25 protein-coding genes are annotated in these 26,216 nt (G+C 70.8%); 13 read left to right on the forward strand and 12 right to left on the reverse strand.

Annotation, left to right across the window (positions count from 1 at the left end):
• Positions 1 to 52 precede the first annotated feature (52 nt).
• From P3X83_RS38380 to P3X83_RS38400, 5 genes are read left to right on the forward strand one after another with little or no spacing between them, the layout of a single operon-like run.
• Entirely contained in the window at positions 53 to 769 is a 717-nt protein-coding gene (locus P3X83_RS38380; protein ID WP_277310303.1) for an ATP-binding cassette domain-containing protein, read from the forward strand.
• The gene (locus tag P3X83_RS38385) at positions 766 to 1,581 is read left to right on the forward strand and encodes an ABC transporter ATP-binding protein (RefSeq protein ID WP_277310304.1); all 816 of its coding nucleotides are present in this window, start codon (positions 766 to 768) and stop codon (positions 1,579 to 1,581) included. Before P3X83_RS38380 ends, P3X83_RS38385 begins: the two co-directional genes overlap by 4 nt.
• Positions 1,578 to 4,601 (forward strand): FtsX-like permease family protein, encoded by a 3,024-nt coding sequence (locus P3X83_RS38390; protein WP_277310305.1) that lies wholly within the window; start codon positions 1,578 to 1,580, stop codon positions 4,599 to 4,601. Before P3X83_RS38385 ends, P3X83_RS38390 begins: the two co-directional genes overlap by 4 nt.
• Positions 4,602 to 4,621: 20 nt before the next feature.
• On the forward strand, positions 4,622 to 6,361 hold the full coding sequence (locus P3X83_RS38395; protein ID WP_277310306.1) for a DEDD exonuclease domain-containing protein: 1,740 nt from the start codon (positions 4,622 to 4,624) through the stop codon (positions 6,359 to 6,361).
• Between the two features lie 52 nt (positions 6,362 to 6,413).
• Complete coding sequence (locus tag P3X83_RS38400; RefSeq protein ID WP_277310307.1) at positions 6,414 to 6,701, forward strand: Lrp/AsnC ligand binding domain-containing protein; 288 nt, start codon at positions 6,414 to 6,416, stop codon at positions 6,699 to 6,701.
• A gap of 20 nt (positions 6,702 to 6,721) precedes the next feature.
• Here P3X83_RS38400 and P3X83_RS38405 read toward each other — a convergent pair whose 3' ends face one another.
• From P3X83_RS38405 to P3X83_RS38415, 3 genes are all read right to left on the reverse strand, one after another.
• Positions 6,722 to 7,573 carry a sensor histidine kinase gene (locus P3X83_RS38405; protein WP_277310308.1) on the reverse strand — a complete coding sequence of 284 codons (852 nt, stop codon included), beginning with the start codon at positions 7,571 to 7,573 and terminating at the stop codon, positions 6,722 to 6,724.
• Positions 7,574 to 7,650: 77 nt separating this feature from the next.
• Positions 7,651 to 8,703: an anthranilate phosphoribosyltransferase gene (gene trpD / locus P3X83_RS38410; protein WP_277310309.1), complete on the reverse strand. Its 1,053-nt coding sequence runs from the start codon at positions 8,701 to 8,703 to the stop codon at positions 7,651 to 7,653.
• 52 nt (positions 8,704 to 8,755) lie between these two features.
• A complete protein-coding gene (locus P3X83_RS38415; protein WP_277310340.1) occupies positions 8,756 to 9,169 on the reverse strand; it encodes a hypothetical protein in 414 nt (137 codons plus the stop codon).
• Between the two features lie 246 nt (positions 9,170 to 9,415).
• On the opposite strand from P3X83_RS38415, the gene P3X83_RS38420 reads away from it, so the two are divergent.
• The 5 genes from P3X83_RS38420 (at position 9,416) to P3X83_RS38440 (ending at position 14,453) form a co-directional block, all read left to right on the forward strand.
• Entirely contained in the window at positions 9,416 to 10,030 is a 615-nt protein-coding gene (locus P3X83_RS38420; RefSeq protein WP_277310310.1) for a heme-copper oxidase subunit III, read from the forward strand.
• 17 nt (positions 10,031 to 10,047) lie between these two features.
• Positions 10,048 to 10,860: a c-type cytochrome gene (locus P3X83_RS38425; RefSeq protein ID WP_277310311.1), complete on the forward strand. Its 813-nt coding sequence runs from the start codon at positions 10,048 to 10,050 to the stop codon at positions 10,858 to 10,860.
• The gene (locus P3X83_RS38430) at positions 10,853 to 11,950 is read left to right on the forward strand and encodes a Rieske 2Fe-2S domain-containing protein (RefSeq protein WP_277310312.1); all 1,098 of its coding nucleotides are present in this window, start codon (positions 10,853 to 10,855) and stop codon (positions 11,948 to 11,950) included. The genes P3X83_RS38425 and P3X83_RS38430 overlap by 8 nt, the downstream gene beginning before the upstream one ends.
• Positions 11,947 to 13,638, forward strand: coding sequence for a ubiquinol-cytochrome c reductase cytochrome b subunit (locus P3X83_RS38435; RefSeq protein WP_277310313.1), 1,692 nt, complete (start codon positions 11,947 to 11,949; stop codon positions 13,636 to 13,638). The genes P3X83_RS38430 and P3X83_RS38435 overlap by 4 nt, the downstream gene beginning before the upstream one ends.
• 221 nt (positions 13,639 to 13,859) lie before the next feature.
• Positions 13,860 to 14,453 (forward strand): superoxide dismutase family protein, encoded by a 594-nt coding sequence (locus P3X83_RS38440; protein WP_277310341.1) that lies wholly within the window; start codon positions 13,860 to 13,862, stop codon positions 14,451 to 14,453.
• Between the two features lie 566 nt (positions 14,454 to 15,019).
• Here P3X83_RS38440 and P3X83_RS38445 read toward each other — a convergent pair.
• The 4 genes from P3X83_RS38445 to P3X83_RS38460 form a co-directional block, all read right to left on the reverse strand.
• Positions 15,020 to 16,231 carry an Ig-like domain-containing protein gene (locus tag P3X83_RS38445; protein ID WP_277310314.1) on the reverse strand — a complete coding sequence of 404 codons (1,212 nt, stop codon included), beginning with the start codon at positions 16,229 to 16,231 and terminating at the stop codon, positions 15,020 to 15,022.
• Positions 16,232 to 16,390: 159 nt separating this feature from the next.
• Complete coding sequence (locus P3X83_RS38450) at positions 16,391 to 16,786, reverse strand: cytochrome c oxidase subunit 4 (protein WP_277310315.1); 396 nt, start codon at positions 16,784 to 16,786, stop codon at positions 16,391 to 16,393.
• A complete protein-coding gene (ctaD, locus tag P3X83_RS38455) occupies positions 16,783 to 18,459 on the reverse strand; it encodes a cytochrome c oxidase subunit I (protein ID WP_277310316.1) in 1,677 nt (558 codons plus the stop codon). Before ctaD ends, P3X83_RS38450 begins: the two co-directional genes overlap by 4 nt.
• Positions 18,456 to 19,139, reverse strand: a complete 684-nt coding sequence (locus tag P3X83_RS38460; RefSeq protein ID WP_277310317.1) for a cytochrome c oxidase subunit II — start codon at positions 19,137 to 19,139, stop codon at positions 18,456 to 18,458. Before P3X83_RS38460 ends, ctaD begins: the two co-directional genes overlap by 4 nt.
• Before the next feature lie 277 nt (positions 19,140 to 19,416).
• Here P3X83_RS38460 and P3X83_RS38465 point away from each other — a divergent pair, with 277 nt between their 5' ends.
• Positions 19,417 to 20,550: an aminotransferase class V-fold PLP-dependent enzyme gene (locus tag P3X83_RS38465; protein ID WP_277310318.1), complete on the forward strand. Its 1,134-nt coding sequence runs from the start codon at positions 19,417 to 19,419 to the stop codon at positions 20,548 to 20,550.
• Positions 20,551 to 20,820, forward strand: coding sequence for a sulfurtransferase TusA family protein (locus P3X83_RS38470; RefSeq protein ID WP_277310319.1), 270 nt, complete (start codon positions 20,551 to 20,553; stop codon positions 20,818 to 20,820).
• A 64-nt stretch (positions 20,821 to 20,884) separates the two neighbouring features.
• Here P3X83_RS38470 and P3X83_RS38475 read toward each other — a convergent pair whose 3' ends face one another.
• Together P3X83_RS38475 and erpA are read right to left on the reverse strand one after the other, a co-directional pair.
• Positions 20,885 to 21,871, reverse strand: coding sequence for a carbohydrate kinase family protein (locus P3X83_RS38475; protein ID WP_277310320.1), 987 nt, complete (start codon positions 21,869 to 21,871; stop codon positions 20,885 to 20,887).
• A 240-nt stretch (positions 21,872 to 22,111) separates the two neighbouring features.
• The gene (erpA, locus tag P3X83_RS38480; protein WP_277310321.1) at positions 22,112 to 22,465 is read right to left on the reverse strand and encodes an iron-sulfur cluster insertion protein ErpA; all 354 of its coding nucleotides are present in this window, start codon (positions 22,463 to 22,465) and stop codon (positions 22,112 to 22,114) included.
• Positions 22,466 to 22,681: 216 nt separating this feature from the next.
• On the opposite strand from erpA, the gene nadA reads away from it, so the two are divergent.
• The gene (gene nadA, locus P3X83_RS38485; RefSeq protein WP_277310322.1) at positions 22,682 to 23,842 is read left to right on the forward strand and encodes a quinolinate synthase NadA; all 1,161 of its coding nucleotides are present in this window, start codon (positions 22,682 to 22,684) and stop codon (positions 23,840 to 23,842) included.
• Positions 23,843 to 23,848: 6 nt separating this feature from the next.
• On the opposite strand, the gene P3X83_RS38490 is transcribed toward nadA, so the two are convergent.
• From P3X83_RS38490 to htpX, 3 genes are all read right to left on the reverse strand, one after another.
• Positions 23,849 to 24,601, reverse strand: a complete 753-nt coding sequence (locus P3X83_RS38490; RefSeq protein WP_277310323.1) for a maleylpyruvate isomerase family mycothiol-dependent enzyme — start codon at positions 24,599 to 24,601, stop codon at positions 23,849 to 23,851.
• 76 nt (positions 24,602 to 24,677) lie between these two features.
• The gene (locus tag P3X83_RS38495; RefSeq protein WP_277310324.1) at positions 24,678 to 25,235 is read right to left on the reverse strand and encodes a hypothetical protein; all 558 of its coding nucleotides are present in this window, start codon (positions 25,233 to 25,235) and stop codon (positions 24,678 to 24,680) included.
• A gap of 1 nt (position 25,236) precedes the next feature.
• Positions 25,237 to 26,139, reverse strand: coding sequence for a zinc metalloprotease HtpX (htpX, locus tag P3X83_RS38500; protein ID WP_277310325.1), 903 nt, complete (start codon positions 26,137 to 26,139; stop codon positions 25,237 to 25,239).
• Positions 26,140 to 26,216: the final 77 nt, after the last annotated feature.

A 26,216-nucleotide genomic window follows, 5' to 3' on the forward strand; every position in this document is an offset into this window, starting at 1 on the left:
AGGGCGTCCGTGCCGGTGGCACGGCCTCACCCCGGAACACGGAGGCCGCCCGATGACCGACCCCGCGCCGCCCACGCCAGCCAGACCGTCCGCAGCGCCCGCGCTGTCCTGTCACGCGCTCGCCTGCGAGGCCGGTGGACGCGAGCTGTTCCGCGATCTCACCCTGGAGATCGCGGCGGGTGAGCGGATCGCGGTGGTCGGGCCGTCGGGCTCGGGCAAGACCACCTTGCTGACCACGCTGGCCGGGCTCGGCCCGCCGGTGTCCGGCCGGGTGCTCGTGGGCGGCGTGGCGCTGGCCGGGAACCCGTCGCTGCGCGCCCGGATCGCCCTGGTGTTCCAGTCCTACGGCCTGCTCACGCTGCTCACGGCGGCCGAGAACGTCGAGGTGGCGCTGCGCGCGGCGGGCCGTACGGCCCGGCAGGCCGTGAGCGACGCCGCCGGTCCCCTGACCCGGCTGGGCCTGGCACGGCACGCCGGTCACCTGATCGAGGAGCTGTCCGGCGGGCAGCAGCAACGCGTCGCGGTGGCCAGGGCGCTGGCCCTTGAACCGAGCGTGCTGCTGGCCGACGAACCCACCGCCGAGCAGGACGCCGCGCACCGCGAGATCGTGCTCGGCGAGCTGCTCGCGGTCGCCGGGCGCGGCGGCGCGCTGGTGATCGCCACCCACGACGCCGAGGTCGCCGCCCGCTGCGACCGCGTCGTGGAGCTGCGGACCGCGACCGCGAGGGCGGGCGGGGCGGGCGGCGTCGCGACGGCGGTGACCCGATGACCGCCGCCGTGCGCTGCGACGGAATCGTGCAGATCTACAAGACCAGCGAGCTGGAACTGGTCGCCCTGCGCGACGTGGACCTGGTCGTCGAGCGCGGGGAGACCGTGGCGCTGCTCGGCCCTTCAGGCGCGGGCAAGTCCACGCTGATGTGGCTGATGGCGGGCCTGCTGCGGCCCAGCGCGGGGCGGCTGCGGATCAACGGCGCCGAGGTGTCCCGGCTGTCGCCCGCCGCGCTGGACCGGATGCGGGCCACCGACATCGGCGTGGTGCTGCAGAACCCCGGCCGAAACCTGATCCCCTACGCCTCGGCCGCGCAGAACGTGGCCTTCGCCCAGCGGGCGGCCCGCCCCGACCGGCGGCGCGTCGGCGAACTGCTGGACCGCGTCGGCCTGGACGGCATGCGGCGGCGGCGCGCGGGCGAGATGTCCGGCGGCGAGCAGCAGCGCCTGGCGGTCGCGGTGGCCCTGGCCAACTCGCCGAGGCTACTGCTGGCCGACGAGCCGACCAGCCAGCTCGACGACGCGTCCGGCCGGGCGGTGATCGAGCTGATCGGGCAGGCCGCCGCCGACGGCGGCACCACGGTCGTGGTGGTCACCCACGACCAGTCGGTGAGCCGGGCGCTGGGCCGTACGGTGACCATCCGCGACGGCCGGGTCGGCGCCGAGGGCAGGGGCGGCGAGGACTTCGTGGTGATCGGCCGCGAGGGGGCGGTGCAGCTTCCCCCCGAGTTCCACGAGCTGCTGCCGCCGGGGAGCATGGCCAGGGTCGAGGCGCTGCCGGACGGCGTGGCGCTGCGCAGGGCCGACTCGTGAGGGCCGCGAGCCTGGGGCTGACGCTGCGCGGCCTGTGGGAGCGCCGGGGCCTGTCGCTGGCCGTCCTCGTGGTGACCGTGGTGTCGGTGGCGACCGCGGCGGTCGGGCCGATCTTCACCGAGGCGGCGGGGACCGCCGTGGTCCGCGGCGTCCTCGCGGCGGCGTCCCCGGAGGGCAGGGGCTGGCGCGTCACCGCGAAGGAGGCCGACGTGGCCGGGGCGGCGGCACGGTTCGCGGCGGGTACGCCTTTCCTGCGTCCGCCGGTGAACGGCGCCGAACTGGTCAGCCCCGAGTTGCGATCGCTCCGGAACCATCCGCTGACCTGGCAGGACGGCGTGTGCGAGCACGTCGTCCTGGTGAAGGGCCGCTGCCCGGCCGAGGCGTACGAGGTCATCGCGAGCGAGGCCGCCGGGTTCAAGGTCGGCAGGGTCGTCCGCGTGGCGGGGCTGTCCGAGCCGCCGCCCCCCGGCTCCGAACCGGAGGTCAGGCCCGCGCCCGCCAGGCTGCGCGTGGTCGGCGTCTACCGGCCGGGCGACGTGAACGATCCGTACTGGTTCGGCAGGAACATGTTCCCGCAGACCGCGGGCGCGGTGGAGAGCAACGGCGACCCGCTGTTCACCACGCAGGACACCCAGCGGTACGGGATGGCGAGCGTGCCGTGGGAGAACTGGTCCATCGTCGCCGTGGACCCCGGCCGGATCACCGCGGCCGACCTGCCCCGCCTCGTGGAGCTGACCGCCGCCGCGAAGGGCATCTCCGTCTCCGGAGCCGGGGTGATCACCCTCAGCCGCCTGCCGGACACCGTCGAGGAGCTGATCACCCAGACCGGCACCATGGGCGTCCCGGCCCTGCTGGTGATCGGGCAGCTCGTCGTGCTCGGCTGGCTGCTGCTGTACCTGACCGTCTCCGACCTGGTGGCCGCGCGCGGCCCGGAGATCGCGCTGGCCCGGCTGCGCGGCCACCGCAGGCTCCGGGTGTGGCGGTTCGCGCTGGGCGAGCCGATCCTGCTGCTGGCGGCGGCGCCGGCCGCCGGGCTGGCCTTGGGGACGCAGGTCTCCCGGATCATGGCCGCCGCGCTGCTGCCCTACCGGGCGCCGGTCGTCCTCCCGCCGTCCGCGCTGCTGGCGGGAGCGGCGGTGACGCTGGGCGGGCTGGTCGCCGCCGCGATCGCGGCGCGGAACATGGCCGTGCGGCCGGTGACCGAGGAGTGGCGGCGCACGCCGAGGCGGCGGGCGCGGGGCTGGGTCATCGACGCGATCGTGCTGTCACTGACCGCGCTCGGTCTGGTGGAGCTGCTGGCCGCCGGCATCATCACCGGGGCGTCCGGGCAGAGTTCGGGGGCGCTGGCCGTACCGGGGCTGCTGGCCGTGGCGGCGGCGCTGCTGGCGTGCCGGCTGCTGCCGTTGCTGGCCAGGGCCCTGTTCGGGGTGACCAGGCGGGCCGGGGGCATCGCGCCGTTCCTGGCGCTGCGGCAGATCGCCAGGGGCCCGGCCACCGTCGCGAGCGTCATCGTGCTGAGCGCCGCGTTCGGCATGGCCACGTTCGCGACCGCCGCGTGGGACGTCACCTCCGCCAACTTCGACCGTGTGGCCCGGGTGCACAACGGCGCGTACGGCGTGCTGGGCCTGCGCGTCTCGACCCTCGCCGAACTCCGCCAGGCGGTGGAGCTCGCCGACCCGGCCGGCCGGTACGCCGCCCCCGTGGTGGTCATGCCCGGCCCGCCGAAGATGATCGCGACGGATCCGGCGCGGTTCGCGCACGTCGCGATGTGGGACGCGGCCCGTCCGGGGGCGGCCGCGTCCCGGCTGACGGCGGGACTGGCCGATCCCGCCGCCGCGCCGCGCGTGATGATGCGCGGCGAGCGGATCAGGCTGCGGATCGACCCGATCACCATGGACAGGAAGCTGAAGGACGTGACGCCCAAGCTCTACGCTGACTTCCGGGTGCCCGGCTCGACCCAGCCCAAGAGCATCCCGCTCGGCCCGCTGACCGCCACCACGACGCTGGAGTGGGGCCTGCCCGGCGACTGCCGCACCGCGACGTGCGAGCTGCGCTCGCTGCGCGGCGACATCACCTATCAGACCTCGTCCGCCGCGGAGACCATGGTCTTCGTCAACGTCACGAAGATCGAGGTGCGGTCGGAGGGACGCTGGCGGGAGATCGACGCGGGGCTCACCGAACAGTCCCGCTGGACGGGCGACGCGAACGCCGACGACGAGGGCCTGACCATCACGATTCCGCCGTACGGCGGGGCCAACGTGATCCCCGCGGCCTTCCCCGCGAGGCTTCCCGCCCTGGTCAACGCCCCGATCGAGGCCAAGTTCGCGCCCGGCCTCGACCAGAACTTCGGCGCCGGGCACGAGGTGATCGGCGGTATCGCCGCGCTGCCCGGCCTGGACGAGGCGGGCGCGGTCGTGGACCTGGAACTGGCCGACCGGGTCTCGTACGGCTTCGCGCGGGAGGCGGACCCGCAGGTCTGGGTCGCCGCCGGACACGTGGAGGAGGTGCGCGCCGCGCTCAACGCGCAGGGCTACCCGGTGTCGCCGCCGCGCACGGTGGACGAGCTGGTGACCAGGTACACCACGCAGGGCCCCGGGCTGGCGCTGATGCTGATGCTCATGTCGGCGCTGGCCGCCGCCGCGCTCGCGCTCGGCCGTGCCGTCCTGGCCCTGTACGGCGCGGCGCGCCGCCGCGGCTACGAGCTGGCCGCCCTGGAGGCCACCGGGGCTCGGCTGGGCGCCCTGCGCACGTCCCTGCTGCTGGAACAGCTCATCGTGCTGGCCTCGGGGACCCTCGCGGGCGTCGCCGCCGGGCTCGCCGCGGCGCACGTGGCGCTGCCGCGCGTCCCGGAGTTCGCGCGCACGCCGGTGACCCCGGCGCTGCTGTACGAGCCGTCCCTTGCGCCGGTCGCGCTGATCGCCGGGGTGGGCCTGGTGGCCGCGTTCGCCGCCGCCGCGCTGACCGCGGAGGCGCTGCTGCGCGGCATCCGCCCCGACCGTCTGAGGCAGGCCCAGTCCTGAATATGTCGGTGGACGGCCTTATGGTCTTGCTCGTGGAGATCGCTGTGCAGGGCGCGCTGGACGAGCTGGGCACTCCGCTCGGCGAGGTGACCTTCGTGGTCTTCGACCTGGAGACGACCGGCGGCTCGCCCGCCGACCACTCGATCACCGAGATCGGCGCGGTCAAGGTGCGCGGCGGCCAGGTCGTCGGGGAGCTGGCCACGCTGGTCGATCCCGGCGGCCCCATTCCCCCTTTCATCTCCGTGCTGACCGGCATCACCGACACGATGGTGGCGGCGGCGCCGAGGTTCGGCTCGGTGCTGCCGTCCTTCCTGGAGTTCGTCAAGGGCGCCACGCTGGTCGCCCACAACGCGCCTTTCGACATGGGGTTCATCAAGGCGGCCTGCGCGGCGCACGGCTACCCGCCGCCCGCCAACCCGGTGGTCGACACCGCCGACCTGGCCCGGCGGATGCTCACCCGCGACGAGGTGCCCAACTGCAAGCTGGCCACCCTCGCCCGGGTGTTCCGCAGCACCACCGAGCCGTGCCACCGGGCGCTGGCCGACGCCAGGGCCACCACCGACGTGCTGCACGCGCTGCTGGAGCGGGCGGGCTCCTTCGGCGTGCACACGCTGGAGGAGCTGAAGGGGTTCGTCCGCGCCCCCACGCCCGAGCAGCAGCGCAAACGCCACCTGGCCGACTCGGTGCCCGCCTCCCCCGGCGTCTACGTGTTCGAGGACGACCGCGGCGAGGCGCTCTACATCGGCAAGAGCGGCAGCCTGCGCACCCGCGTGCGCAGCTACTTCACCGCGAGCGAGACCAGACGGCGCATCCGCGAGATGATCGGCATCGCCGAGCGCGTCCGCACCATCGTCTGCGCCACCGGGCTGGAGGCCGAGGTCAGGGAGCTGCGGCTGATCGCCGCGGGCAAGCCGCGCTACAACCGCCGCTCGCGGTTTCCCGAGCGGGCGGTGTGGCTGAAGCTCACCGACGAGCCGTTCCCGCGCCTGTCGATCGTCCGCGAGGTGCGGGCCGACGACGCCACCTACCTGGGGCCGTTCGGCAGCGGCCGTACCGCCGAGGACGCGCGCGGCGCGCTGCACGAGGCCATCCCGCTGCGGCACTGCACCGAGCGGCTCGGCCTGCGCCCGTCGCGGCCCGCCTGCGCGCTGGCCGAGATCGGGCGGTGCGGCGCGCCGTGCGAGGGCCGGGAGAGCCAGGCCGACTACGCGGTCCACGCCGAGGCCGTCCGCCGCGCCATGCGGCACGACGCCTCGCCGGTCTACGCCGCCGTCCAGGCCAGGATGGAACGGCTGTCGGTCGAGCAGCGCTACGAGGAGGCCGCCGCCGACCGCGACCGCCTGGCCGCCTACATCCGGGCGTCGGCCCGGATGCAGCGCCTGACCTCGATAACCCGCCTGTCGCAGCTCGTCGCGGCCAGCCCCGCCTTCGGCGGCGGCTGGGACATCCACGTCATCCGCTACGGCAGGCTCGCCGCCGCCGGGGTGATGCCGCGCGGCGCGCACCCCACCCCGTTCGTGGACGCGCTGGTGGCCACCGCCGAGACCGTCGTCCCAGGTCCCGGCCCCACCCCGGCGGCCAGCGCGGAGGAGACCGAGTGCATCCTGCGCTGGCTGGAGTCCCCGGGAGTGCGCCTGGTCCAGGCCGACGACGGGTGGAGCATGCCGGCGCGCGGGGCCGGGCGGCTGCGCGCCCGCATCGAGCTGGCCTACCAGGCGTCGCGCAAGCACAACCCGAGGGAGGGCCGTCCGCTACGGTGATCGGCCGTCACGATAGGGTTCGGGTGTTGCTAGGTCCCGGAAGGAGGGTCCCGTGGTCACCGCGATCGTCCACATCAAGGCCGAGGTCGACCGGATTCCCGAGGTCGCGCAGGAAATCGCGGAGATCGAGGGCGTGAGCGAGGTCTACTCCATCACCGGCGACTTCGACCTGCTCGCCATGGTCAGGGTGAGCGCTTACGACAAGGTCGCCGACCTCATCCCCGGCCGCCTGAACAAGGTCGCGGGGGTCCTGCACACCGAGACGCACCTGGCGTTCCGCACCTACTCGCGGCACGACGTCGAGGCCGCGTTCGCGATCGGCCTCGACGAGGGCGACTAGCCGCCCCCGGCGGGTGCCGGTCAGCCGCGCCGCCGGGCGTCGCGGCGGATCGGGAGGCGGGCGCGCACCTCGAAGCCGCCGTCGGGGCCCGCTCCGGCCGTGAGGGTGCCGCCGAACAGGCGTACCCGTTCGCGCATTCCCAGCAGCCCGCCCCTGGGCACGACCTCGCCTGGCGCCGGGCGGCCATCGTCGCGCACCAGCAGGTCAAGGGCGCCGCTCCGCCAGCGCAGCGTGACGTCGGCGGCTCCGGCCCCGCCGTGGCGCACGGCGTTGGCCAGGGCCTCCTGGACGATCCGGTAGGCCGACAGTTCGAACATGGGGCTGAGCGGGGGCGGCGTGCCGTCCTCGCTGAACCGCACGGCCAGGCCGTCCTCTCGCGTGCCGTCCAGCAGGCGGGGCAGGTCGGTCAGGCGCGGCTGCGGCTCGCGGGTGCCGGGATCGGCCTGGGCGGCCTCAAGCCCGCCGTGCGGGTGCGGGGGCGACACCATCCGCTGCAGGTCGGCGATGGCCTGCCGACCGGTCTCCTCGGCGACCCGCATGGTGGCCTTGGCCCGCGCCGGGTCACGATCGACGATCACCCGGGCCGCGCCGACCGCGAGCGTCATCACCGAGACGGAATGCGCCACCACCTCGTGCAGCTCACCGGCGATCCTGGCGCGCTGCACGGCGATGATCGCGGCGCGCGACTCCTCGCACGGCGCGGCGCGGCTGCGCCGTCCGCGCAGGACACGGCCCGCCTGCCACAGCATCGGCCACGAGCAGGCGGCCATGACGAACACCGCCGCCTGTGGCCACCAGGGCCAGGGCGAGGACCAGAGACCCTCCGAGAAGACGGGGGGCACGATGGCGACCGCGAGGTCGAGACGCCGCATGACAGGCAGCGTAGATCCACAGCGCGCGCGGGGCATCCACACTCAGGATGACCCCGCGCTCCCCCGACTTGCGGAGCCTACGCGCCGCTGCGGGCGCGGCTGACCTCGACCCAGCGGTCGAGCTTGGCCGCGGCGGCCCCGGAGTCGACGGCCTCGGCGGCGCGGGCGTAGGCGGCGGCCATGTCGGCCTCCAGGTCTTCGGCCGTGGTGGCGCCCGCGGCGGCCACGATGCCCGCGGCCGCGTTGAGCAGGACGGCGTCGCGCACCGGCCCCTGCTTGCCGCCGACGAGCTCACGGACGGCCCTGGAGTTGAACTCGACGTCGCCGCCGCGCAGCGCGTCGGCGCCGGCCCGCGCGATGCCGAGCACCGCGGGGTCGAAGGTGGTCTGGACGGCCGTGCCGTTGCCGACCACCCAGACGGTGGAGGTGGTGGCGAGGGTCAGCTCGTCGAGGCCGTCGTCGCCGCGGAACACCAGGGCCGACACGCCGCGCTCGGCGAACACGCCCGCGACCACCGGCAGCATCCGCGCGTCGAACACGCCGATCGCCTGGCCCGCCGGGCGGGCGGGGTTGGTGAGCGGGCCGAGGAAGTTGAAGACCGTCGGCACGCCGATCTCCCGGCGCGGCGGACCGGCGAAGCGGTAGGCCGGGTGGAAGGCGGGCGCGAAGCAGAAGGCGATGCCGGCCTCAAGCGCGACGGCGGCGGTGTCGGCCGGGGAGAGCTCCAGCGAGATGCCCAGGTTCTCCAGCACGTCGGCCGCGCCGCACGAGGAGGACGCCGAACGGTTGCCGTGCTTGACCACGCACGCTCCCGCCGCGGCGGTGACGATGGCGGCCATGGTGGAGACGTTGACCGTGTGCGCGCGGTCGCCGCCGGTGCCGACGATGTCGACCACCGGGCCCTCGACCCGCAGCGGCACCGCCATCTCCAGCATCACCCTGGCCAGGCCGGTGACCTCGGCGACCGTCTCGCCCTTGGCGCGCAACGCCACCGCGAACGCGGCGATCTGGGCGGGCGTGGCCGAGCCCGTCATGATCTCTTTCATCGCCCAGGCGGTCTCATCGGCGGAGAGGTGCTCGCCCGCGAGCAGGGCCGACAGCAGCGCGGGCCACGTGGTGCGCGCGTCCATGAGAACTCCAGTCGTGAACCGGCCGGCGGCCGGGTGTTCGGCGGGCGGGTGTCTAGTGGGCGGTCTGCGGGACGGGCAGCGGGGCGGGGCCGCGCCGCCTGCGCATCAGGTCGGCGACGGCGTCGGCCAGCACGATCGGGTCGATCGGCTGGGACACGACCGCTTCGGCGCGCGACCAGTTGGCCAGCCAGCGGTCGTCGTGCCGGGCGATGATCAGGCAGATCGGCGGGCAGTCGTAGACCTCGTCCTTGGCCTGGCGGGCGACGCCCATGCCACCGGCGGGGCGGGCCTCGCCGTCGAGGATGGCGACGTCGATCTCACCCGAGTCGAAGTACTGCAGCACCTTGGCCTGGGTGGCGCACTCGACGAATTCGACGGCGGGGACGTCGGCGGCGGGACGGCGGCCGACGGCCAGCCGTACCTTCTCTCTCGTGGCGGCGTCGTCGCTGTAGACGAGGACCTTCATCCTGACGTCCGCGGCCGGTTCGGTGCCCAAGGTGATGCTCGCTCTCGACAACGGTGGCCCGGTGACTCACCCGCCGGAGCGGCGATGTCACGAGGTATGGTCACCACGGATGCTACCGGGCGGCCCGCACTGATACCCAGGCTGGAGGCACTAGGCGGGTAATTGTCCGGTTTGCCACCCTTGGTGTGAGCTGCGTGCCCGCCTAACGGGGGGTCGTGCGGCGACCCGACCAGGGGAGCCGCAATAATGCTGCCCGTGGCGACAGCATCCGCAATTACGACGACGACAGCACACTCGTCTCGCCGACCCAACCTGGTCAGCGTCGGGACGATCGTCTGGCTGTCCTCTGAGCTCATGTTCTTCGCGGCGCTGTTCGCGATGTACTTCACCATCCGGTCAGTGAGCATCGGCCAGGGGCAGCCCTGGCCCGAGGCGCATCTGAACGTCCCGTTCTCAACGGTCAACACGATCATCCTGGTCCTGTCGAGTGTGACGTGCCAGATGGGCGTGTGGGCCGCGGAAAAGGGCCAGGTCAGCAAGCTGCGGTTCTGGTATACAGTCAGCTTCCTGATGGGCCTGGTCTTCGTCATCGGCCAGGTCTACGAGTACGGCCAGCTCGTCGCGGAGGGGCACACCCTCTCCCACACGGCCTACGACTCGATCTTCTACCTGGCCACGGGTTTCCACGGCTTGCACGTGACCGGTGGACTGATCGCGTTCCTGTTCATGCTGGGACGCACGTACGCCGCGAAGCGCTTCACCCATGAGCAGGCGACCAGCGCGATCGTCGTGTCCTACTACTGGCACTTCGTCGACGTTGTCTGGATCGGCCTATTTATGACCATCTACGTGATCAAGTAACAGGAACGGGGATCTCTGTGACCAGGATCACCGCTGGGCGGCGGCATCCCCTCGCGAGATACGCCGTCCTGCTTTTCGCTCTGGCGTTGCTCGGCGTGGCATACGCCCTCTTCTCACCGAAGAGTCAGAGCGCCGACGCGGCGATCGCGTCGGGCAAGGTCGACGATGTCAAGGCCGGCGAGGAACTCTTCCAGGCCCACTGCATGAGCTGCCACGGGCCGCAGGCCCGGGGCACCGCCGACGGCCCGACGCTGGTCGGCGTCGGCGCCGCGTCGGTCGACTTCCAGATGAGCAGCGGGCGCATGCCGCTCGCGCAGCAGGGCTCCCAGGCGCCGCGCAAGCCGCTGGCCGCCTGGGTCACCCAGGAGAAGATCGACAACATCGCGGCCTACGTGCAGTCCCTCGGCGGCGGTCCCACCGTGCCCAGCAAGGAGCAGGTGGACCCGGCCAAGGGCAACGCGGCCAAGGGCGGCGAGCTCTTCCGCGCCAACTGCATCAGCTGTCACAACTGGGTAGGCGCCGGCGGCGCGCTCACGGCGGGCAAGTACGCGCCCAACCTGAACAGCTCCTCGCCCGCCCAGATCTACGAGGCGATGCTCACCGGCCCGCAGGCGATGCCGGTCTTCAACGACTCCACGATCACCCCCGAGCAGAAGCGCGACATGATCGCCTACATCGTGTCCGTCCGCGAGCAGACCGACCCGGGCGGCTTCGGTCTCGGCCGCATCGGCCCCGTGACCGAGGGCCTGGTGGCGTGGATCGTGGGAATCGGCGGCATCGTTCTCGCAGCCATCTGGATCACCGCGAAGAGGCGACAGGCCAATGACTGACCACAACCCTGAGATCGAACGGCCGGAAGAGCGCGTGCCCAGGCGCGTGATCGGCACGCCTCCCCCTGGAGCCGCGCAGTCGCTGCTCGGCGAGGAGGAGGCGCACCACGAGGTCAAGGTCCCCGGCGTCAAGCCGCAGGACCCCAGGACGGCGAAGAAGGGCGAGCGCATCGCCGCCCTGTGCTTCACCATCACCTTCCTGGCGGGCATCGCCTTCATCGCGTCCTACGTGATCTTCCAGGTCGGCGACATCGACAGCACCTGGGCCTCCAACCTGGCGCTCGGGGCCAGCCTGACGATCGCCCTGCTCGGTCTCGCGGTCGGCATGGTGGTCTGGGCGCGGATGGTCCTGCCGAAGTACAACATGGTCCAGGAGCGCCACCCGATGGCCTCCGACCCGCAGGTGCGGGAGGAGGTCGGCACGACCTTCATGAAGGGCGCGGACGAGAGCGGCTTCGTCAAGCACAAGCTGCTCCGCCGTACGCTCCTGGCCGCCGCCGCCCCGCTGGGCCTGGCCCCGCTGGTGCTGCTCAAGGACCTCGGCCCGCTGCCGGAGACCAAGCTGCGGCACACCGTGTGGAACCCGAACCAGCACGGCGGCAAGAAGCTGCGGCTCATGGTCGAGGGCACCGGCCAGCCGATCCGGGCGACCGACTTCAACACCCCCGGCGGCCTGCTGTCGGTGGTCCCCGAAGGGTACGAGCACGACCTGACCGTGCTGGCCAAGGCCACGGTGATCCTGATCAACCTGCGGCCCGAGGAGATCAAGTCCGGGACCAACAAGAACTGGACCCACAACGGGATCGTGGCCTACTCGAAGATCTGCACGCACGTCGGCTGCCCGGCGGCGCTGTACGAGCAGAACACGCACCACATCCTCTGCCCGTGCCACCAGTCCACCTTCGACGCCACCGACGGCGCCAAGGTCATCTTCGGCCCGGCCGCCCGTCCGCTGCCCCAGTTGCCCATCGACGTCGACGCTGAGGGCTACCTCATCGCCACGGGTGACTTCCCAGTGCCGGTCGGTCCGAGCTTCTGGGAGCGCGGCGACGCCGAAGCCGAGTACCGGGAGCAAGGGAAGCAGACATGAGCACCGCAGTCGAACCTGGACGGCGGCCCCAGACGGAAGAGGTGCCGAAGGCTCTCACCGGGCCGAGCAGCTACCTCGACGACCGCCTGGGCGCCGGCAACTTCATCCGGCGCAACATGCGCAAGGTCTTCCCCGACCACTGGTCGTTCATGCTCGGGGAGATCGCGCTCTACTCCTTCATCATCCTCCTGCTCACCGGCACGTTCCTGACCTTCTGGTTCAAGCCGAGCATGGGTCACGTCATCTACGAGGGCTCCTACGAGCCCCTGCGCGGCGTGATGATGTCCGAGGCGTACGCCTCGGCGCTGAACATCAGCTTCGACGTCCGCGGCGGTCTGCTCATGCGGCAGATCCACCACTGGGCGGCGCTGCTGTTCGTGGCCGGGATGATGGTCCACATGCTCCGGGTGTTCTTCACCGGCGCGTACCGCAAGCCGCGTGAGCTGAACTGGATCATCGGTGTCCTGCTCCTGTCGCTGGCGCTGGTCGAGGGCCTGACCGGCTACTCGCTGCCGGACGACCTGCTCTCCGGCGCGGGCCTGCGGATCACCCAGGGCGTGGCGATCTCGCTGCCGCTGGTCGGCACGTACGTCTCGTTCTTCCTGTTCGGCGGGGAGTATCCGGGCGAGGACGTCATCTCCCGGTTCTACACGCTGCACGTGCTGCTCATTCCGGGCATCCTGGTCGCGCTGGTCACCGCGCACATGGTGCTCATGTGGGTGCAGAAGCACACGCAGATGCCCGGCAAGGGCCGTACCAACACGAACGTGGTGGGCAGCCCCTTCTACCCGGCGTTCATGATCAAGACCGGTGCGTTCTTCCTCTTCCTGTTCGCGATTCTCGCTGGACTGGGCACCTTTGCGCAGATCAACCCGATCTGGGCGTTCGGTCCCTACACACCGGCGGACATCTCGGCGGGATCGCAGCCCGACTTCTACATGGGCTTCCTGGAAGGCTCGCTGCGAATCATGCCCGCCTGGGAGATCAACATCCTGGGCTACACGCTCCCGATGAGCGTGATCATCCCGGCGTTGCTGCCCCTGGGGGTGGTGATGACGGGACTCGCGCTCTACCCGTTCATCGAACAGTGGGTCACCGGAGACCGTCGCGAGCACCACGTCGCCGACCGTCCCCGCAACAACCCGCACCGCACCTCGATCGGCATGGCCGCCATCACGTTCTACGGCGTACTGTGGCTGCTCGGCGCGAACGACGAGATCTCGGCCTTCTTCCACCTGTCGCTCTTCGCGATCACCAGGTTCGGCCAGGTCGCCGTCATCCTCGGGCCGATCATCGCCTACATCATCACCTACCGGATGTGCCTCGGCCTGCAGCGCAAGGACGCCGAGGTGATCGGCCACGGTGTCGAGTCCGGCGTCATCAAGCGCCTGCCGCACGGTGAGTTCATCGAGGTCCACGTGCCCCCGGCGGACGACATCGCGGCGCACATGCGCGGCAAGACGGCCATCCCCATGGTCGACACCGGCGACGACGCCGAGGGCATCCCGCCCAAGGGCATGCGCGGCCCGCTCGGCCGCCTGCGCTCCTCCATGAGCCGGGCCTACGGCGGGGAGAAGATCCCCATGGACGAGCCGCACGGCAACGGGCACGGCGAGCACGAGGAGCACGCGGCCGTCGGATCCGGCTCGGGCGAGTCCTCCGGAGGGGGCAAGTCGCTCGACCGCTGATCAGGGCGGAACCGCGGTACCAAGCGGACGGCGCGTCGCCACAGCGCGCCGAAGGGGCCCGGGATCCCATCCCGGGCCCCTTCGCCATTTCGCGTAGGCCCATAACCCAAAACGCCCAATAAATGCTATGCAAGCCGTATTCCGGTAGCGCCGCTATCACCAAACGAACTCCTTTACCCTCAGTAAGACCGAAATGCGTCTTCCAGAGGGACAGGTTCGTGATGCTGGTCCGTAGAACTCATCTGGCCATCGCCACCATGCTCGCCGCCGGAGTCGCCGCCGTGGGCGTCACCGCAATCGCCGAGGCCACCTCAGCTCAGGGAGGGCGACTGGCATCGGCGGTCATCCGTGACGTCGAAGGCAACATCGCAGGCCGCCTGACGATCGCCCGAGAGGGTTACGGCAAATCCCGGGTGACCGTGTCGGTGAAGGGCCTCTCCGAGGGCTATCACGGCTTCCACATCCACGGTGCCGGGGTGTGCGACCCCAAGGCGGTCGATCCCGCGACCGGAAAGGTCTCCCCGTTCTTCACGGCGGGCGGCCATTTCGACCTCACCCAGAGCACCCACGGGCGGCACTCGGGCGACCTGCCGGCCGTCCTGGCCGGGGCGGACGGCACCGCGACCTCGTCGGTGGTCACCGACCGGTTCCGGGCCACCCAGCTCGCCGACGCCGACGGCAGCGCGGTGATCGTGCACGCGCTGGCCGACAACCTGGCGAACATCCCCGAGCGCTACGCCCCGGACGGCCCCGACGATGCCACCAAGCGCACCGGCGACGCCGGCGGCCGCGTCGCCTGCGGCGTCATCAAGTAGCCGCACCGCACGTCAAGACCAGGCCGCCGCCTGCGGTGGCCGCCGACCGCGCGGCGCGGAAAGGGTAGCGCGATCCGCGCCGCGCGGCCGGACGGCACCTCCGCCGGCAGTCAGACATCGCCGCCATGGGGCCACGGGGCGGCGAGGTCCTGCTAGACGAGCCGTCAAGGCTCGTCGACCCGGCGGCGGCCGCCCACCGCGGCCCCGTGTCGCCCGCCCCCGGGGCGACACGGGCCCGCCCACGTCGACGATCGCGTCAATCGCGCACTAGAGGCTGGCGGGTTCATGGGGCTCGCGCGGGCCCGGTAGACGGTGAAACGGCCAGGCTGGGGCGAGCGACGGCTCGGCGAGCGCGGTCGAACACCGGCCAATGTCCAGATCCACCGGGCTGTACGCCGGGGATCCCGATATCTGGCGAGCCAAGTCTCCGGCCCGGCCGTCGGTGTCCAAGTGGCCGGCCGGTGGCGCGAGCGTCGGGCGAGGCCCTTTGCGCACGCGACAGCACCGACGGCGGACAGACAGCCGCGCAGACGGCCCTACGCGCCGCAGAGCACGCGGCGGAGGGATCAGGAGGCGGTGTAGGAGTCGGTGGTGAAGCCGGCGCCGAGGCTGCTCCAGCGGGTCCATTCGCGCCAGGTCTCCTGCCAGTGGCCCCAGCCGTTGAGGGGCTCCAGGCGGCGTGGGGAGCCGGTCAGGATGATGGGGTCGCCGATCAGGGTGTTGTCCAGGAACCACTTGGCGTTGTCGGGGCTGACGTTGACGCAGCCGTGGCTGACGTTGGAGTTGCCCTGGGAGCCGACCGACCAGGGGGCGCTGTGCACGTACTCGCCGCTGTTGGAGATGCGAACGGTGTTGTACACGGTGAGCTGGTAGTAGCCGGAGTCGCCGGGGCCGGCGTCGGGGGACGTCATGACGGTGACGTTCTCACGGGACATGGCCAGGTGGATGCCGCTGGTGGTGTGGTACTTCATCAGACCGCCCTTGCCCGCGCTGAACGGGATGGTGCGGATGACCTTGCCGTTGCGCTTGACCCGCATCACGTGCCTGTTGAGGCTGCCGCTGGTGATCTGGGAGCGCCCGATCTTGAAGTCCAGCACGTGGTTCCTGGTCCCGTACATGCCGTCGCCGCCGTGGGCTCCGGCCAGGCGGGCGATCAGGCGCACCTTGGTGTTGGCGGGCCAGTAGTGGCGGGGGCGGAAGTGCACGGACTTGTCGTCGAACCAGTGCCAGGCGCCCTGGACCGGCTTGGACGCCTGGACGATCAGGTTGCGCTCGACGCCGACCCGGTCGGTGATCTCCTTGTCGAAAGTGATCATGATGGGCATGCCGACGCCCACGGTGAGGCCCGTGTCGTCCTTGTGCGGGACGATGTTCTCGACCTTGAACGCGCTCTTCGGCGTGACCGTGGTGAAGGAACTGGTCACCTGTACGGCCTTGCCTTCGGCGTTGACCGCCACGGCCCGCACCGTGTACCTGGTGCCGGGCGTGACGACGCCCCGGCTGCGCCACATCGTCCGGTCGGCGCTACGGGTGCCGCCCAGCGAGCCCTTCGGCGAGGAGACGCTGACCTCGGACAGGGTGCCGCCCTGCGCCGCGACGACGACCGGTGTGTCCGGGGTGACGTTGCCCGCCGAGTCCGACGGGACGATCGTGACCTTGGCGTCCGGGCCCTTGCTCCGCTCCCCCTCGGACGCGGTGGCGCCCGACGAGCACGAGGCCAGCAGGGCCAGTGCGAGCAGCCCGGCTCCATGTGCCGATACACGGATTGCGTGCCCCACGAGTAACTCCCCCCATCGGGCCATCTTTCGGCCCGCCCCTATCGGAGTTATTACCCACAGTCATCGCAGGAGTACGTGTATTACCGCACTTCACCTGCAAAGAACACCAAAACGGGTGATCGAAGAATCTCGACCACCCGTTTTGACGGACTTTATTGATCAGTGCGAGAAGTGCCCACGGTAGTACTGGAACACGAAACCGATCATGCTCATGACCACGCAGAGCAGGCCGATCATGAACAGCCACCAGCCGATCACGAAGCCGACGAAGGCCAGCGCCGCGGAGAGCGTGACGAACAGCGGCCACCAGCTATGCGGGCTGAAGAACCCGATCTCGCCGGCGCCGTCGCTGATCTCGGCCTGCTTGTCGTCCTCCGGCTGGTCGCCGATCCGGCGCGCCGTGAACATCAGGTAGTAGCCGATCATGATGGCGAAGCCGACCGAGATCGCCAGCGCCGTCGTGCCGACCGGCTCGCGCGCCCAGAACCAGTAGACGACGTCCACCAACGCGAAGAACAGGCCGCAGAACAGGAACAACCATCCCTGAACCCTCATGGGGTCTCCTCCTCCAACTGGCCCCGGGACTTGGCCGTGACGTGCGGGTAGTGCAGGTCGAACGCCGGGCGCTCGGAGCGGATCCGCGGCAGCGAGGTGAAGTTGTGCCGCGGCGGCGGGCAGGAGGTCGCCCACTCCAGCGAGCCACCGAAGCCCCACGGGTCGTCCACGGTGACCTTCGGCGCCGACCGCCACGTCCGCCAGACGTTGTAGAGGAACGGCAGCGTGGAGGCGCCGAGCACGAAGGCTCCGATGGAGGAGATGAAGTTCAGGCTGGTGAAGCCGTCACCGACGGCGTAGTCGGCGTAGCGGCGCGGGAAGCCGATCACGCCCAGCCAGTGCTGCACCAGGAAGGTGGCGTGGAAGCCGATGAACAGCGTCCAGAAGTGCACCTTGCCCAGGCGGTCGTTGAGCATCTTGCCGGTGAACTTGGGCCACCAGAAGTAGAACCCGGCGAACATCGCGAACACCACGGTGCCGAACACCACGTAGTGGAAGTGGGCCACCACGAAGTAGGTGTCGCTGATGTGGAAGTCGAGCGGTGGCGAGGCCAGGATGACGCCGGTCAGGCCGCCGAGCAGGAAGGTGATCAGGAACCCGATCGAGAACAGCATGGGCGACTCGAAACTGAGATGCCCTCGCCACATGGTGCCGATCCAGTTGAAGAACTTCACACCGGTCGGTACCGCGATCAGGAACGTCATGAACGAGAAGAAGGGTAGGAGCACCTGTCCCGTCGGGAACATGTGGTGCGCCCAGACCGTGATCGACAGACCCGCGATCGCGATGGTCGCGCCGATGAGGCTGATGTAGCCGAACAGCGGCTTGCGGCTGAAGACCGGCAGGATCTCGGTCACGATGCCGAAGAACGGCAGCGCGATGATGTAGACCTCGGGGTGACCGAAGAACCAGAACAGGTGCTGCCACAGCATCGCGCCGCCGGTGGCCGCGTCGAAGATGTGGGTGCCCAGCTTGCGGTCGGCCTCCAGGGCCAGCAGCGCGGCGGCGAGCACCGGGAAGGCCATCAGGACCAGGATCGAGGTGAGCAGGACGTTCCAGGTGAAGATCGGCATCCGGAACATCGTCATGCCGGGGGCCCGCATGCAGATGATGGTCGTGATGAAGTTGACCGCGCCGAGGATCGTGCCCAGACCACCGAGGGTCAGGCCCATGATCCATAGGTCACCGCCGATGCCGGGCGAACTGACCGCGTTCGACAGCGGGGTGTAGGCGAACCAGCCGAAGGAGGCCGCGCCGTTCGGGGTCAGGAACCCGCTGATCGCGATGATTCCACCGAACAGGAACATCCAGTAGCTGACCATGTTCAGCCGGGGGAACGCCACGTCGGGCGCGCCGATCTGCAGCGGCATCAGCTCGTTGGCGAACCCGGCGAACAGCGGGGTCGCGAACAGCAGCAGCATGATCGTGCCGTGCATGGTGAAGAGCTGGTTGAACTGCTCCCGGCTCACCATCTGCAGGCCGGGCGCCGCCAGCTCGGCCCGCATGATCAGCGCCATGACGCCGCCGATCAGGAAGAACACGAACGAGGTGATCAGGTACAGGTGCCCGATCACCTTGTGGTCGGTGGAGGACGCCCACTTGGCGATGACCGAGCCCTTGCGGGTGGGCCGCGGCAGGATCGCCTCGCGGACGGGTTCGTTGATCGCGGTCACTGGGCACTCCTCGCCTGATCGGCGATGTACTTCTCGAACTCGGCCTTCTCTACCAGCTTCACGCGGAAGAGCATCCGGCTGTGGTCGTAGCCGCACAGCTCGGCGCAGCGCCCGGCGTGCACACCCGTCTTGCTGAGGGTGTCCACCTCGAACTTGTTGTTCGTCACACCCGGGATCACGTCACGCTTGAACAGGAAGGCCGGCACCCAGAAGGAGTGGATGACGTCGGGCGAGTGCAGGTCGAACTCGACCTTGGAGTCGACCGGCAGCACCAGCTCGGGAGCCTGCGGCTGCTTGTAGTCGCTCGCGGGGGTGCCCACGACGTTGACCGTCTGGTTGTTGTACTGGGTGGTGAAGCGCCAGCTCCACTGGAACGCGTCCACGCGCACCTTCACCGGGGCGGCACCGGAGATCTTGCCGATCTCGTTCTGGTCCCTCGCGGTGAAATAGAAGAAGACCCCGACCATGATGACGGGCACCATGGTGTAGAGGATCTCGATCGGCAGGTTGTACCGGACCTGCGGAGGGAGCTCCTGGTCGCTGAACCGCTTCTTCCTGTGGAAGACGCACGCCCACACGATCAGGCCGATGACGACGGCACCTGTGCCGAGCGCGGCGATCCAGGACCCGTTCCACAGGCTCTGCACGATGTCGCCCTGCCTGGTGATGGACACAGGCATGCCACCACGCGACCACTCGGCCGCAACATCACTACTGCACGCCGTCGCCGAGGCCAACAGCAACGCCAGAACGGCGGCGCGTGGCACCCTGCGACGGGCCAACGAACGCCGTGTCGCACGGCGGGTCGGACTCACGGATCGCCTACCCCACAGATGCAGCCCAGGGCGTCGATCCCTGGGCGGTCGATTTCATAAGCTTCACAAGCACGCTTTGGTCGTGGACACATTAGCGCCAACCCCGTTCGCCCCTCTGCGCAGCCCCCGTTAATGTCGCGGTGTGGCCTACTTCGACGCTGCCTCGACAGAGCCTCTGCACCCGCAGGCCAGGGAGGTCCTGCTCACGGCGCTGGACGCCGGTTGGGCCGACCCGGCGAGGCTGTACGGCTCCGCCCGCCGTGCACGGCTGCTGTTGGACCAGGCTCGCGCGGAGGTCGCCGAGACGCTCGGCGCGCGCCCTGACGAGGTCTTCTTCACCTCGTCGGGGACCCAGGCCGTGCATCTAGGTGTCCTCGGCACCCTACACGGACGGCGGCGCGCCGGGCGGCATCTGGTGACCGGCGCGGTGGAGCATTCCAGCGTGCTGCACTCCGCGCGGCTGCACGAGGACTCCGGCGGCACCGTGGAGACGGTCGGCGTGGGCCGTACCGGCGCGGTGGACGCCGGGGAGTTCGCCCGCGCGGTGGCCGCGCCGGGCACGGCGCTGGCCTGCCTGCAGAGCGCCAACCACGAGGTGGGAACGCTCCAGCCGGTGGCCGAGGCGGCCGAGGCGTGCCGGGCCGCCGGCGTGCCGCTGCTGGTCGACGCCGCGCAGACGGCGGGCCGCGCGCCGACGCCGCCGGGGTGGTCGGTGCTGACCGCGAGCGCGCACAAGTGGGGCGGCCCGGCCGGGGTGGGGGTGCTGGCGGTGCGCAAGGGCACCCGCTGGCGTTCGCCGCTGCCCGAGGACGACCGGGAGGGGCGGCGGGTGCCGGGGTTCGAGAACGTCCCGGCGGTGCTGGCCGCCGCGGCGGCGCTGCGGGCGTGCGCCGCCGATCCGGGCGAGCAGGCGCGGCTGTCCGCGCTCGTGGAGCGGATCCGGAGCGTGGTCGCGGAGACGATTCCCGATGTGGAGGTGATCGGCGATCCGGTGAGCCGCGCGCCGCATATCGTGACCTTCTCGTGCCTCTACGTCGAGGGCGAGGCGCTGCTGCGCGAACTTGACAGAGCGGGTTTCTCTGTATCGTCAGGAAGCTCTTGTACAGCTAGTACGCTTCGACCATCGCACGTTTTGGAAGCGATGGGTGTGCTTACACATGGGAACGTCCGGGTATCGCTGCCCCGTGCAACATCGGAGGCGGACGTCGATCGTTTCCTCGCCCTGCTTCCCGAGACCGTGCGCCGTATCCGCCAGGAATCAGGGGTGAGCTGGTAGATGTCGCGTTGGCAGGCCACTCGGAACGACGCTCCGCAGACGCCCGCGCTGACGATCGACGCGCTGGGCAAGAAGTGCCCCATACCGATCATCTGGCTGGCCGAGCAGATCAACAGGGTGCCGCTGAACGCGATCGTGGCGGTGCTGGCCGACGACCCGGCGGCCTACACCGACGTGCCGGCCTGGTGCCGCCTGAAGTCGCACGCGCACGTCGGCACCTATGAGCTGCCCGACGGCGGCTGGGCGATCCACGTGCGCCGCAACTACTGATCGTCACCTCACCCAGCGGGGGTGGTGTCCGGTACGGCATGCCGTACCGGACCGCGCCCGACGCTTACGGGTGGTGGCAGCGGATGTGCGCGCCGACCTCTTCGGCGGCCTCCGCGCCGTAGGCCGCGCCCAGCCGCTCCAGGAAGCGCCGCTGGGACAGCTCGTACTCCTGCCCGCCGACGTGCTCCAGCACGTGGGTGGCGGTGAGGTTGCCGACCTGGGCGCAACGTTCCAAGGACAGCCCCCAGCCCAGCGAGGCGAGGAACCCGGCGCGGAAGGCGTCGCCGACGCCGGTCGGGTCGGCCTTGGCGTTCTCGGGCGCCGGGGGGACGTGCAGCGAGGGCTCGCCCGCCCGGTCGATCCGCGCGCCCTTGGGGCCGAGCGTGGTGACCCGGACCTGCACGCGGCCCAGGACCTCCTCGTCGGACCAGCCGGTCTTCTGCTCGACGAGCGCCTTCTCGTAGTCGTTCGCGAACAGGTAGTCGGCGCCGTCGACGAGCTGGCGGATCTGCTCGCCGTCCATGCGCGCGAGCTGCTGGGAGGGGTCGGCGGCGAACCGGAAGCCGCGCTGGCGGCACTCCTCGGTGTGGCGCAGCATGGCGTCGGGGTCGTTGGCGCCGATCAGCACCAGGTCGAGGCCGCCCACGCGGTCGGCGACCGGGCGCAACTCGATCTCCCGCGCCTCGGCCATCGCCCCGGTGTAGAAGGAGGCGATCTGGTTGTGGTTCTGGTCGGTGGTGCACAGGAACCGCGCGGTGTGGTGGATCTCGGAGACGTGGATGGAGTCGCAGTCGACTCCGTGGCGCTCCAGCCATGACCTGTAGTCGGCGAAGTCGGCGCCGACCGCGCCGACCAGGATGGGGGTCAGGCCCAGGCATCCCATGCCGAAGGCGATGTTGGCGGCGATGCCGCCCCGCCTGATCTGCAGGTCGTCGACGAGGAACGACAGCGACACCCGGTCGAGCTGCTCGGCGATCAACTGATCGCCGAACCGGCCGGGGAAGGTCATCAGGTTGTCGGTCGCGATGGAGCCGGTTACGGCGATGCGCACGGGGTTCTTCTCCTCGTTGTCAGCATCTCGGTGTGGCCTGCGAAGATGCGTCGGCCAGCTTTCGGCGAGCCTGGCAAGGATACGGGAAACGCGTGACCGGGGTCATGCCGTACGAACGGCCCTGGACGGGAGGCCGACCGTGCCGCGAGCGTTTCTCGGCTCCGTGCGCCGGGCGGGCATGCCAACGGGCCCCACGACCGGTGTGGCATGGGGCCCGGAGGATCGACTGGGCGCCGGGGCCTAGTTGAACGAGTCGCCGCAGGCGCAGGAGCCCGTGGCGTTCGGGTTGTCGATCGTGAAGCCCTGCTTCTCGATGGTGTCGACGTAGTCGATGGACGCGCCCATCAGGTACGGCGCGCTCATCCGGTCGGTGACCACGTGGACACCGCCGAAGTCGGAAACGACATCCCCGTCCATCGAGCGGTCGTCGAAGAAGAGCTGGTAGCGAAGGCCCGAACAACCTCCCGGCTGCACGGCCACACGCAGCTTCAGCCCCTCTTCGCCCTGCTGCTCAAGCAGGCTCTTGACCTTGGCGGCGGCCGCGTCGGTCAGGATCAGGCCCTGTTGCGTGGTCTCGCTGCTCTCAACCGTCATGTGCTGACTCCCGCGTCTGGATCAGCCCCCGAAGGCGGCTGTCTGTTTCTGACGTCCTACTTAGACGCTACCAACACCCACCCCGGCTGACACATTCCAGTATGGCCCGTCTGCTCCCGATGACCATCCCCTGGGACCGGCCGGTGGCCCCTACCCCGGCACGAATCACGACATATGGTGTGTAATTATTAGTCGTCAGTTCGACGATAAGGGGGGATGGTCGTGACGACCACCCAGACCGGACTTCCGCTCTTCGTCCTCGGCCGGGACCGCGATCCGCACAGCGAGCCCGGCGTGGACTGCCCGGGCGAGCTGCCGCCCGCCTCCGACCCCGGGCTGGTGGCGCGGGCGCGCGCCGCCAAGGCCGCGCTGGGCGACCGGCTCTTCGTGCTGGGCCACCACTACCAGCGCGACGAGGTCATCCAGTTCGCCGACGTCACCGGGGACTCCTTCAAGCTGGCCCGCGAGGCCGCCGCCCGGCCGCAGGCCGAGTACATCGTCTTCTGCGGCGTCCACTTCATGGCCGAGTCCGCCGACATCCTGACCTCCGCCGACCAGCGGGTCGTGCTGCCCGACCTGGCCGCCGGGTGCTCGATGGCCGACATGGCCACCTTCGACCAGGTGGAGGAGTGCTGGGAGGCCCTGCAGGACGCGGGGATCGCCGACCAGGTGGTGCCGGTCACCTACATGAACTCCAGCGCCGACATCAAGGCGTTCTGCGGGCGCAACGGCGGCGCGGTCTGCACCTCCTCCAACGCCCGCCGCGCCCTGGACTGGGCGTTCGAGCAGGGCGAGAAGGTGCTGTTCCTGCCCGACCAGCACCTCGGCCGCAACACCGCCGTGCTGGAGATGGGCATGGACCTTTCGGACTGCGTGGTCTACAACCCGCACCGCCCCAACGGCGGCCTGACGGAGCAGCAGCTCAGGGACGCCAAGATGATCCTGTGGCGCGGCCACTGCTCGGTGCACGGCCGGTTCACCGCCGAGTCCGTCGACGACGTACGGCGGCGCATCCCCGGCGTCAACGTGCTGGTGCACCCCGAGTGCCGCCACGAGGTGGTCACCAAGGCCGACCAGGTGGGCTCCACCGAGTACATCATCAAGACGCTGCGCGAGGCCCCGGCCGGCTCCGCCTGGGCGATCGGCACCGAGCTGAACCTGGTCAAGCGGCTCGGCCAGGAGTTCCCCGACAAGCAGGTCGCGTTCCTCGACCGCACCGTCTGCTACTGCTCCACCATGAACCGCATCGACCTCCCCCATCTGGTGTGGGCGCTGGAGTCGCTGGTGGCCGGGCAGGTCGTCAACCAGATCACGGTGGACGAGGACACCGCGCACTGGGCGCGGGTCGCGCTGGACCGGATGCTCGCCCTGCCCTAGGGCCCCTCAAATGGCCGTGTGCGAGAGCCACCAGTCCAGCAGGGCGGAGTCGCCCTCGATGGAGTAGTCGTCGGCCCTGCGCCTCCCCCAGGCGAGGAGCTGCAGGTCCGACGAGGCCGCGGCGCGCACGGTGACGTCGCCCGGCTCCCAGGAGCGCTCGTAAGAGAAGCCGTCGGGCTGGAGCGTCACCAGCCACCCGGCGCCGGTGTCGGCCTGCCAGGAGATGGTCTCGCCCTCGCCGGACAGTTCCCGCAGGCCCGGCGCCCAGGTGGCGTGCGGGAGCACGTCGAAGAACTCCTCGACGCCGTCGGCCGCGATGTCCTCGTCGATCTCGGGGGCCACGCCGATCGCGATCTCGGCGTCGGCGCGGTGGACCACGGTCTCGTGCAACTGGCGGCGCGACCACCAGCGCACGTGCGGGTCGCCGCCCCAGACCCACATGGGCGCGTCGGGGTCCTGGGCGGACAGGGCCTCCTGGAGGATTCCGGCCCCGGCGCGCAGCCACTCGGGGTAGGCCGTGCGGTCCTCCGGCTCGCCGAACTCCATGGTCCTGCGGTCGTAACGGCGGTCGGCGAGGTCGCGCACCATCGCCGCCGCCCAGCGGTGGATGGTCCCGGTGTGCGCGATCAGCGCCCCCAAATCCCACCCCGGGCACGTCGGCGTGGGGGCCGACATGTTGTGCCGCGCGGTGGTGTCCGCCATCCGGGTGATCTCGGCGCCTGCCGCCCGTGCGTAGTCGGCATGCGTCCACAGTTTCATCAACGCCCCCAGGGCTCGGCCGTACGGACTACTCAGCCTCGCAGGCCGCGGCCCCGGCGTCACTCCCCCGGCGGGCTCAAAGCCCCGGAGCGCCCCAGACGGGGAACCAGCGCCCGAGATCTTCCTCGAACCTCAGCTCGCCCGAGACGGCGGCGCGGACCTGGACTTCCAGCGCGTTGTCCCGGTGCTCGCCGGGCAGCGGGGCGAAAGGGTAGAAGGTGCCGCGCTTGTAGAGGTAGACCAGCGCGAGCCGCCGGCCGTCGTCGCCCGCGAACGACACCATCGAGCACAGCAGCGACGGCCCGAACCCGGCGCCCTCCAGCGTGGCGTTGACCGCGTGCAGCTCGGTGACCAGTGAGGCCACGTCGCCGGGGTCGCGGCGCAGCAGCAGCCAGGTGAACCCGTACGGGTCGGTGGACTGCTCCACGCCCTCGCCGAGCAGCGCCCTGGCGTCGCGCTCCAGGGTGGCGAACGCGCCGCCCTCCGCCGCGCGGAAGGCCACCGACCCGGCGCCGGTCGGGGTGAGCCCGGTCGCCGCCTGGAGGGTGACCGCCGCGGACGGCAGCGCGAACAGCGCGTCGAGGTCGGGCTTCTTGGGCTTGCTGCGCCCCAGCAGGGCGTCGAGCCACCCCATCTCAGGCCTCCTTGCCGAGCTGCGCCGAGATCCGCGCGAGCTGTTCGAGCCGGCGTTCCAGCGGCGGGTGCGTGGACAGCAGCGCCGCCAGGCTCGTCTTCGACGACAGGGCTGGCGCGAAGAAGAACGCGTTGAACGGCTCGGCCTGGCGCAGGTCGCGCGTCGGGATGCGGCCCATCTCGCCGCTCACCTTGGTCAGCGCGCTGGCCAGTGCGGACGGGCGCTGGGTGAGCAGCGCGGCGGCGCGGTCGGCGGCGAGCTCGCGGTAGCGGGACAGGGCGCGGGTGAGCACGAAGCTCAGCGCGTAGACCACCCCGGAGACGAGCAGGATGATCAGGCCGATGGGCGGGCCGCCCCGGCTGTCGCGGCCGCGGGCGAGCCCGCTGTAGAGCGCGAACCGCGTCATCAGCCCGGCCACGACGCCGAGGAAGGAGGCGATGGTCATCACCACCACGTCGCGGTGGGCGACGTGGGACATCTCATGCGCGAGCACGCCCTCCAGCTCGTCCGGCCGCAGGCGGCGGAGCAGCCCGGTGGTCACGCAGACCACGGACTTCTTCTGGCTGCGGCCGGTGGCGAACGCGTTGGGGACGTCGGAGTCGGCGATCGCCACCCTGGGCTTGGGCATGTCGGCCAGCGCGCACAGCCGGTCGATGGCGCCGTGCAGCTCGGGCGCCTGCTCGGGGGTGACCTCACGGCCGTTCATCGCGAACAGCGCGATCTTGTCGGAGAGCAGGAACTGGGCCAGCAGGATCACGACCGCCAGCAGCAGGACCGACACCGCCCGCATTCCCAAGGCGATGAGAACCGCGACGAAGGCGACGTAGAGCAGGCCGATCAGGAACACCGTCGTGACCATGCGGCCCGTCAGGCCCCGGTCGGCGGCGAACCGGGTTCGTGTCATGTCACTACGCTATCCACCCGCGCGGACGGCCGGTCCCGAGGCTGCCGGCCGCCAGGGACGTGTCCTATCTCTCGATA

The sequence above is a fragment of the Spongiactinospora sp. TRM90649 genome (assembly GCF_029382225.1).
In the GTDB taxonomy this organism is placed as follows: Bacteria; Actinomycetota; Actinomycetes; order Streptosporangiales; family Streptosporangiaceae; genus Spongiactinospora.

Excerpts from the sequence above, each read along its gene's own strand:
- P3X83_RS38380 (WP_277310303.1), top strand. The coding sequence starts at position 53 with ATGACCGACCCCGCGCCGCCCACGCCAGCCAGACCGTCCGCAGCGCCC.
- P3X83_RS38385 (WP_277310304.1), top strand. The coding sequence starts at position 766 with ATGACCGCCGCCGTGCGCTGCGACGGAATCGTGCAGATCTACAAGACC.
- P3X83_RS38395 (WP_277310306.1), top strand. The coding sequence starts at position 4,622 with ATGGTCTTGCTCGTGGAGATCGCTGTGCAGGGCGCGCTGGACGAGCTG.
- P3X83_RS38405 (WP_277310308.1), bottom strand. The coding sequence starts at position 7,573 with ATGCGGCGTCTCGACCTCGCGGTCGCCATCGTGCCCCCCGTCTTCTCG.
- trpD (WP_277310309.1), bottom strand. The coding sequence starts at position 8,703 with ATGGACGCGCGCACCACGTGGCCCGCGCTGCTGTCGGCCCTGCTCGCG.
- P3X83_RS38415 (WP_277310340.1), bottom strand. The coding sequence starts at position 9,169 with ATGAAGGTCCTCGTCTACAGCGACGACGCCGCCACGAGAGAGAAGGTA.
- P3X83_RS38420 (WP_277310310.1), top strand. The coding sequence starts at position 9,416 with ATGCTGCCCGTGGCGACAGCATCCGCAATTACGACGACGACAGCACAC.
- P3X83_RS38430 (WP_277310312.1), top strand. The coding sequence starts at position 10,853 with ATGACTGACCACAACCCTGAGATCGAACGGCCGGAAGAGCGCGTGCCC.
- P3X83_RS38435 (WP_277310313.1), top strand. The coding sequence starts at position 11,947 with ATGAGCACCGCAGTCGAACCTGGACGGCGGCCCCAGACGGAAGAGGTG.
- P3X83_RS38440 (WP_277310341.1), top strand. The coding sequence starts at position 13,860 with ATGCTGGTCCGTAGAACTCATCTGGCCATCGCCACCATGCTCGCCGCC.
- P3X83_RS38450 (WP_277310315.1), bottom strand. The coding sequence starts at position 16,786 with ATGAGGGTTCAGGGATGGTTGTTCCTGTTCTGCGGCCTGTTCTTCGCG.
- P3X83_RS38460 (WP_277310317.1), bottom strand. The coding sequence starts at position 19,139 with ATGCCTGTGTCCATCACCAGGCAGGGCGACATCGTGCAGAGCCTGTGG.
- P3X83_RS38470 (WP_277310319.1), top strand. The coding sequence starts at position 20,551 with ATGTCGCGTTGGCAGGCCACTCGGAACGACGCTCCGCAGACGCCCGCG.
- erpA (WP_277310321.1), bottom strand. The coding sequence starts at position 22,465 with ATGACGGTTGAGAGCAGCGAGACCACGCAACAGGGCCTGATCCTGACC.
- nadA (WP_277310322.1), top strand. The coding sequence starts at position 22,682 with ATGGTCGTGACGACCACCCAGACCGGACTTCCGCTCTTCGTCCTCGGC.
- P3X83_RS38490 (WP_277310323.1), bottom strand. The coding sequence starts at position 24,601 with ATGAAACTGTGGACGCATGCCGACTACGCACGGGCGGCAGGCGCCGAG.
- P3X83_RS38495 (WP_277310324.1), bottom strand. The coding sequence starts at position 25,235 with ATGGGGTGGCTCGACGCCCTGCTGGGGCGCAGCAAGCCCAAGAAGCCC.
- htpX (WP_277310325.1), bottom strand. The coding sequence starts at position 26,139 with ATGACACGAACCCGGTTCGCCGCCGACCGGGGCCTGACGGGCCGCATG.